1 protein-coding gene is annotated in these 1,624 nt (G+C 35.5%); it reads left to right on the forward strand.

What is annotated here, in order from left to right; translation table 11 throughout:
• The first annotated feature begins 251 nt into the window (after positions 1-251).
• The gene (locus AC1DCY_RS27075; protein ID WP_477355756.1) at positions 252-1,487 is read left to right on the forward strand and encodes an IS110 family RNA-guided transposase; all 1,236 of its coding nucleotides are present in this window, start codon (positions 252-254) and stop codon (positions 1,485-1,487) included.
• Positions 1,488-1,624 lie beyond the last annotated feature (137 nt).

The raw sequence follows: 1,624 nt of genomic DNA on the forward strand, positions 1-1,624 counted from the left end.
TCGTATTATAAGGTCAGCCAGAAAATATTTCTGGTTGACCATTTTTTATATCGATATATGATAACGGTAGCCGGGGTAGAACGTTCGCGCCCGTGGGGCTAAGACCCCGTCCGCAAAACAGTTCGCCCCCTACTTGTAGAAACATGTTTGAGGCTGGTTGGGACAATGATCTCGTATAACAAGCGAAGCTATGACACTACAAAGAGGGTTTAGGGGTTACCGGCAATTATCATTTTGAAGGAGGAATTATAATGAATCCAGTCATCGGTCTGGATGTAGCAAAAGGTGAAAGTCAGGTTCAAGCTTACTTGGAAAGAAAGAAGCCCTACAAGAAAAGTTTCAAAGTAAAACATGATCTTGATGGGTTAGCTAGTTTATTAGATTTTATTAAAGAATTAGAAGATATTTCAGGAGAACGTCCCCCTCTTGTTATGGAATCAACAGGCCATTATCACACACCAATTGTTCAATATTTTGAGGACAGAGGCTATTTAATAATTATCGTAAACCCACTCATCTCTTATAAAGCAAAAAGTTCTAGTTTACGAAAGGTAAAAACAGATATCATTGATGCTAATCATCTCTGCGAGCTGTATTATAAGGAGGATTTAGAGCCTTATAAAAAGCGTGGTATCCAACTTGCGAACTTACGTAATCTTACGAGACAGCACGATAATATTACAGGCATGTTTGTACAAACTAAACTACAATTTCAGGCAGTTTTAGATCAAGTTTTTCCTGAATATAGTAATGTTTTTGGAGACTTATATTCGGATGTTTCTTTGAAAATACTATATGCATTTCCTACTTCAGAGGATATATTGAAAGCCACTAATGAAGTATTAGCAACTAAAATAAAAGAATTCTGTAATTCTCGTTCTTTACAATGGGCAAACAAACAGGCTGAAAAGCTAATGACTGCAGCAGCTCAAAACCCTTTTCAGAAGGCTTTATATTCTAGCCTAGCCCTAAGCTTAGATATGTATATTAATATGCTCTTTGAATATAAAAAACATCTATCCATGCTTGAAAATGAGATAGATGTTTTATCAAAAAGTATTGAAGAATCTAAGATTATCCGATCAATTCCCGGTATCGGAGAAAAAATCGCTGCCACGATTGTATCTGAAATTGGGGAAATTGAAAGATTTAATCATCCTAAGAAACTAGTCGCATTTGCCGGTCTTGATCCAAGTGTCTTTGAATCTGGTACATTCAAAGGTACTTACAACCGCATAACCAAAAGAGGCTCTAGCAGACTACGGCAAGCTTTGTATATGGCTGTTAAATGTGCTATTCGTGACTGTCGAAAACAGAAAACAACGGATGAAATCCTTCCTCGTAATAAGAAATTACGGGCGTTTTATGATAAAAAACGGGAAGAAGGAAAACCATTTAGAGTAGCTGTAATAGCTTGTGCAAACAAACTCTTACATTGGATTTATGCACTTTTAAAAAGCAAAACTTCTTTCCAAGACTTAGCATGATTTAACCATTTAACTAAGTAGACCTGAACTTTCCAAATCAAGTATTTGGACGGTTATTTGGTATACACAAATTTAGTATAACATGATATTTTTATTATTTTTAATGATAATTATTGACAACTATTAGCTGGTTTTGT

This window comes from Lysinibacillus sp. 10T31 (genome assembly GCF_056394365.1).